This is a genomic window from Myxococcota bacterium (assembly GCA_035498015.1).
Classification (GTDB): Bacteria; Myxococcota_A; UBA9160; order SZUA-336; family SZUA-336; genus VGRW01.
The window spans coordinates 1-5,458 of the sequence record DATKAO010000238.1 but is presented as its reverse complement, the minus strand read 5'-3'; the positions used below and the strand labels follow the sequence as shown (position 1 = coordinate 5,458).

Here is a 5,458-nt window from a genome sequence, read left to right as displayed (position 1 = left end):
CTCGGTGTCGGTGTCGCTCTTGAACACGCAGCCGGCGCGCTCCAGCTCGTCGCGCAGCTCGCGGAAGTTCTCGACGATGCCGTTGCCGATCACCGCGACCGTGCCCGCGACGTGCGGATGCGCGTTGCGCTCACTGGGCTTGCCGTGAGTCGCCCAACGCGTGTGGCCGATGCCGAGCGAGCCGGCGAGCGGCACGTCGCGCAGCGCAGCCTCGAGGTTCACGAGCTTGCCCTGCGCGCGCACCAGCCGGAGCTTCCGGTCGACCACGACCGCGATCCCCGCCGAGTCGTAGCCGCGGTACTCGAGCCGCCGCAGCCCGTCGAGAATCACGTCCTGCGCCCGGTCACTGTGGCCTACGTAGCCTACGATCCCGCACATGTCCTGGTTCCTTCGTTCGCCTGCGGCTCACTGCGCGGGGCTTCCGCCCCTTGCCGGCTCGGCTCGGGACGCCCTCGCCTCGCCTCTTCCTCACTCACTGACTCACTGGTCGTGCTCGTGACCGCCCTTGAAACGGCGCTTGCGCCAGCCCTCGATGTTGCGCTGCTCCGCCCGCGCGATGCCGAGGGCCCCGCTGGGGACCGTCTTGCTGATGGTCGAGCCCGCGCCGACGTACGCCTCGGCTTCGATGACGACCGGGGCGAGCAGATTCGAATTGCAGCCGATGAAAGCGCCGTCGCCGATCGTGGTTCGCCGCTTCTTCTCCCCGTCGTAGTTCACGACGATGGATCCGCAGCCGAAGGTCACTTTGCTGCCCACGTCGGCGTCGCCGATGTAGGTCAGGTGGTCGGCCTTGGTGCCGGCGCCGATCACCGAGTTCTTCACCTCGACGAAGTTCCCCAGCCGCACGTCCTCGCCCAGGTCGGCGCCCGGGCGCAGGTGGGCGTTGGGGCCGAGCACGCAGCGGTCGGCGATGCGCGAGCCCTCGAGGTAGCAGCCGGGCTTGAGCCACACGTCGTTGCCCAGCACCGACCCCTCGATCACCACGCCCGGGTCGATGCGGCAGCCCGTGCCGATGCGCACGCCGCGGCGGATCACCGCGCCCGCGGCGATCACCGTGTCTTGGCCGATCTGCACGTCGACGTCGATGTAGGTCTGCTCGGGGTCCTCGAGCGTCACCCCGTCGAGCATGAGCTTGTCGACGATGCGCTCGCGCAGCAGGCCTTCGGCGCGCGCGAGCTCGAGCCGCGTGTTGATGCCCAGTGACTCGGTCCAGTCCTCGGCCTTCGCGCTGTCGACGGTCTTGCCGAGCTGGCGCGCGATCTCGACCACGTCGGTGATGTAGAACTCGCCCTTCTCGTTGTCGTCGCGCACGCGCTCGAGCAGGTCGAAGAGCAGGCTGGCCTCGGCGAGATACGCGCCCAGGTTCACCTCGCTGATGCGCTTCATGGTCTCGGCCAGCTCGACCTCTTCGACCACGCGCGCCACGCGCCCGCCGGCGTCGCGCAGCACGCGCCCGTAGCCGGTCGGGTTGGGCATGTCGGTCACCAGGATCTCCAGGTCGGCGCCGCTGCGCTCGAAGGCCTCGCGCAGGGCCCGGAAGGTGCGCGCGCGATAGAGCGGGTGGTCGCCGTTCATCACCAGCACGGGACCCGGGTGGTCGGCGAGCAGCGACTTGGCCTGCAGCGCCGCGTGGCCCGTTCCGCGCTGCTCGGCCTGGCGCACCAGCTCCACGTCCGAGTAGCCCTCGGCGGCGAGAGCGGCCCGCACCTCGTCCTCGCCCGAGCCCACGACCACGATCCGGCGCTTGGCGCCCAGCTCGCGCCCCAGCTCGAGCGCGTGCATGAGAATGGGCCGCCCGCACACCGGGTGCAGGACCTTCGGCAGGCGCGAGCGCATGCGCGTGCCTTTGCCCGCCGCCATCAGCACCAGCGCCAGATCCCCTCGAGACATGCGTTCTCCCACCTTCGGCGATGTCCTAGGCCAACATGACGAAATCGCGCCCTTCGACGAGGCCGAGACCGGAGAGGATTTCCCGAATCCGGCTGCGCGCGCCACGCACCGCCGCCGCACCCAGGAACAACATCCCCGACCGCCGCCAGTCCGAAACGCCTGCTGCGAGCCCCGCAGGGCCGAGCACCGGAATGCCTTGCCAGCTGCATGCCGGCCCGGGCTCCTCGGGAGCGGCCAGGGCGTGCGTTTTCACGCCTTCCGAGGCGAGAAGCCGGGCATAACGGCGCGCGGTGCGACCCGCGCCCAGAAAAACGGCGGCCGACATCGGCCGGATGCGCGGCAGCCAGTGGGCCTTGGCGCGGGCCAGCCCCACCCGTCCGTAACGCGGGTCGGTGCGGCTGAGCCGGCCGTCGTGATCGCGCCAGCGGTGCAGCGTCCGCGGGACCTTGGCCGCGCGCACGCCCTGCTCGAGCAGGCGGTAGAAGAGGTCGAGGTCCTCGGCCCAGCCCGGGTCGCGCCAGCCGCCGGCGCGCTCGATCGCCGCGCGCGGGGCGAGCCAGGTCGGGTGGGGCACCGGGCAGTCGACGAAGGCCTCGCGCGAGATCTCGTCGGGCGAGACACACGCGTTCGCCCAGTCGGTGAACAGCCGGTAGCCGTCGCGCAGCCCGCCGGCGCGGAATGACTCGACCAGGCACCCGGCCAGGCCCAGGTCGGGCCGGGCCTCGAGCAGGGTGCGCTGCGCGGCGAGCCGCTCGGGGTGCATCTCGTCGTCGGCGTCCATGCGCGCCACCAACGGCGCGCGCGCCGCGGCGAGCGCGTCGCAGAGCGACGGCACGATGCCGCGCGCCGGCCGGGTCAGCACGCGCAGGCGCGCGTCGCGCCGCGCGTAGTCCCGCAGGATGGCGGCGGTGGCGTCGCGTGAGCCGTCGTCGACGCACACGACCTCGATGGCGGGGCCGACACTCGCCAGTGTCGAGTCGAGCGCCGCGCGCAGAGTCTCGGCGCCGTCGCGCACCGGGAGCAGGACCGAGATCTCGGGCGCGGGCGCGGCGGGCGAGCCGGGCCCGGGGAGTGACATGCGGCCGATCGTAGCAGAGAATCTGCGCCGTTCCGGGGGAGAGTCCGTGCGCCGCTTCGTCTTCCTGCTCGCGTTCGCGCTGTGCGGCTGCTTCGTGTTGAGCCGCGAGCACTACACCACGCCCGTGGGCGGCACGCCGATCTCGCCCTCCGACGCCGTGCCCGTGTCGCGCGACCGCACCGGCCACGGCTTCGCACAGGACCCCACGGGGGCGAGCCCCGCCAGCGACGTGATCGTGTCGATCTGTGACTGGGACGCGGGCTTCTGGATGATCGTGCCGCTGCCCGTGCCGATGTTCTCGAGCGCGGACACTCCGGGACTGCCGGGCACGACGCTCGTGCGAGTCACCTTCGAGGCCAAGGGCCCGTGGAAGGCGCGCTTCGCCGACCTCGCGATCGTGGGCGCCGACGGCGCGCGCGTGACGCCCATGCGCTACCGCGTGGTGCTGCCGGACAAGGCGGAGTCGCTCGCCGGCCAGGAGCTCCCGCTGCGCGAGATGGAGCCCTGCTCGCGCTCGGTCGAGCCGCACAAGTCGGTGAACAGCGCGAAGATCGCCGTGCTCGAGTCTGGCGAGCTCCTGCTCACGTTCGACACCAGCGCGCTGCCCCAGAAGGGCCGCACGCTCGAGCTGGCGGGCATCACGCGCAACGACGTGCCGGTGTCGATTCCGGCGCTGCAGCTCGGCGCCGGCTCGCGCTGGTTCTGGTACCGCTTCTTCCCCTAGTGCGCGCGTAGAATGAGGCCATGAAGCTCGGCCTCACCATGTTCCCCACGGACTCCTCCATCGGCCCGGCTGCGCTTGCGCGCGCCGCAGAAGAGCGCGGCTTCGAGTCACTCTGGTTCCCGGAGCACTCGCACATTCCCGCGCGCCGCGAGTCACCCTGGCCCGGCGGCCCCGAGCTGCCCAAGATGTACTACGACGTGTTCGAGCCGTTCGTGGCGCTGGCGGCGGCCGCGGCAGTGACTCGCAGCTTGAAGCTCGCCACGGGCATCTGTCTGGTGGTGCAGCGCGACCCGATCCAGACCGCGAAGCACGTGGCCACGCTCGACCGCGTGAGCGACGGGCGCTTCCTGTTCGGCATCGGCGCGGGCTGGAATCGCGAGGAGATGCGCAATCACGGCACCGACGCGCGCCAGCGCATCGCCCTCATGCGCGAGCGCGTGCTGGCCATGAAGGAGATCTGGACCCGGTCGAAGGCCGAGTTTCACGGCCGCTTCGTCGACTTCGGGCCGCTCATGAGCTGGCCCAAGCCCGTGCAGAAGCCGCACCCGCCGATCCACGTCGGCGGCGGCTTCCCCGCGGGGGCCGCGCGCGCGATCGCCTACGGCGACGGCTGGATGCCGATCCACGGCCGCGACGAGATCTTCGCGAGATTGCCGGAGTTCCGGCGCATGGCGTCGGAGGCGGGCCGCGACCCGGCGTCGCTCGAGGTCTCGGTGTTCGGCATGCGCCCCGAGCCGGGCGAGCTCGCGAAAGCGCGCGAAGCCGGCGTGGCGCGCGCCATCCTGGGTCTGCCGCCCGAGCCCGCCGACAAAGTGCTGCCCGTCCTCGACCGCTACGCCGCGCTCGTGCACAGTGTGGCGTAGAGGGACACGGCGATTTCCGAACTTTACGGACCGACGTACGGGCTGAAGGCCAACCAGATCCGGCGTCTCACCAACCTGTACAAACGCAAGCTCCCGCGCGAGAGACTCGTGACGCAGGAGTTCGCGCGCACGCTCGCCGAGATTTCGGCCGACTGCGGGCGCCAGGTCGGCGTGCTGGTCGCGCGCGGCGGCAAGGTCGAGTACGTGATGGTCGGCGACGCGTTCTCGATCACGCTGCCCGACTTCAAGCGCGTGCGCGCGGGCGCGGGGCGCTTCCGCGGCCTGCGCTGCATCCACACGCACCTGCGCGGCGAGCCACTCACGCGCGACGATCTCACCGACCTCACGCTGCTGCGCCTGGACGCGATGGCCGCGGTGCTGGTGGGCGAGGACGGCCTGCCCGACAAGGTCGACTACGCCTCGCTGCAGCCGCCGGACGCTTCGGGTGAGTCGGTGACGCGCCACGAGCCGATCGCGGCGAGTCAGTTCGAGTTCGACTTCCAGGAGTGGATCGAAGAGCTCGAGGCGCGCTTCGGCGCAGCGCAGCAGGGCGTCGTCACCGACGGCGACGGCGAGCGCGCGGTGTTGGTGTGCGTGGAGATCGGCAACGACCCGCACGCCGACGAGCGCTGCGACGAGATGAAGGAGCTGGCGCGCACGGCCGGTCTCTCGATCGTCGACGTGCTGCGCCAGCGCCGGCCGAAGCCCGACCCGAAGTTCCTGATCGGCCCGGGCAAGATCAAGGACCTGGTGACTCGCGCGTGGCAGCGCGGCGCCGAGATCGTGCTCTTCGACCGCGATCTCTCGTCGGGTCAGATCCGCGCGATCACCGACCTGGTCGAGGCGCGCATCGTCGACCGCACGCAGCTCATCCTCGACATCTTCGCGCAGAACGCCAAGACC

Annotated in this window: 6 protein-coding genes; 3 read left to right on the top strand and 3 right to left on the bottom strand. The window is 71.4% G+C overall.

What is annotated here, in order from left to right; translation table 11 throughout:
* The 3 genes from VMR86_21110 to VMR86_21100 form a co-directional block, all read right to left on the bottom strand.
* Window positions 1-378: glutamine--fructose-6-phosphate aminotransferase (locus VMR86_21110; GenBank protein HTO09564.1), on the bottom strand; the 378-nt coding region annotated here is incomplete at its 3' end.
* A 102-nt stretch (window positions 379-480) separates the two neighbouring features.
* Entirely contained in the window at window positions 481-1,890 is a 1,410-nt protein-coding gene (glmU, locus tag VMR86_21105) for a bifunctional UDP-N-acetylglucosamine diphosphorylase/glucosamine-1-phosphate N-acetyltransferase GlmU (GenBank protein ID HTO09563.1), read from the bottom strand.
* 25 nt (window positions 1,891-1,915) lie between these two features.
* On the bottom strand, window positions 1,916-2,968 hold the full coding sequence (locus VMR86_21100; GenBank protein ID HTO09562.1) for a glycosyltransferase: 1,053 nt from the start codon (window positions 2,966-2,968) through the stop codon (window positions 1,916-1,918).
* Between the two features lie 46 nt (window positions 2,969-3,014).
* Between VMR86_21100 and VMR86_21095 the strand changes: the two genes are divergently transcribed.
* The 3 genes from VMR86_21095 to VMR86_21085 all read left to right on the top strand — a co-directional run.
* On the top strand, window positions 3,015-3,692 hold the full coding sequence (locus VMR86_21095) for a hypothetical protein (GenBank protein HTO09561.1): 678 nt from the start codon (window positions 3,015-3,017) through the stop codon (window positions 3,690-3,692).
* 20 nt (window positions 3,693-3,712) lie between these two features.
* Window positions 3,713-4,555, top strand: coding sequence for an LLM class F420-dependent oxidoreductase (locus VMR86_21090; protein HTO09560.1), 843 nt, complete (start codon window positions 3,713-3,715; stop codon window positions 4,553-4,555).
* Between the two features lie 108 nt (window positions 4,556-4,663).
* The coding region (locus VMR86_21085; GenBank protein HTO09559.1) for a GTPase HflX at window positions 4,664-5,458 on the top strand (795 nt) is incomplete at its 3' end.

What these genes read in the sequence shown, in the direction of transcription:
- glmU (HTO09563.1), bottom strand. Translation starts at nt 1,890, where the DNA reads ATGTCTCGAGGGGATCTGGCGCTGGTGCTGATGGCGGCGGGCAAAGGC.
- VMR86_21100 (HTO09562.1), bottom strand. Translation starts at nt 2,968, where the DNA reads ATGTCACTCCCCGGGCCCGGCTCGCCCGCCGCGCCCGCGCCCGAGATC.
- VMR86_21090 (HTO09560.1), top strand. Translation starts at nt 3,713, where the DNA reads ATGAAGCTCGGCCTCACCATGTTCCCCACGGACTCCTCCATCGGCCCG.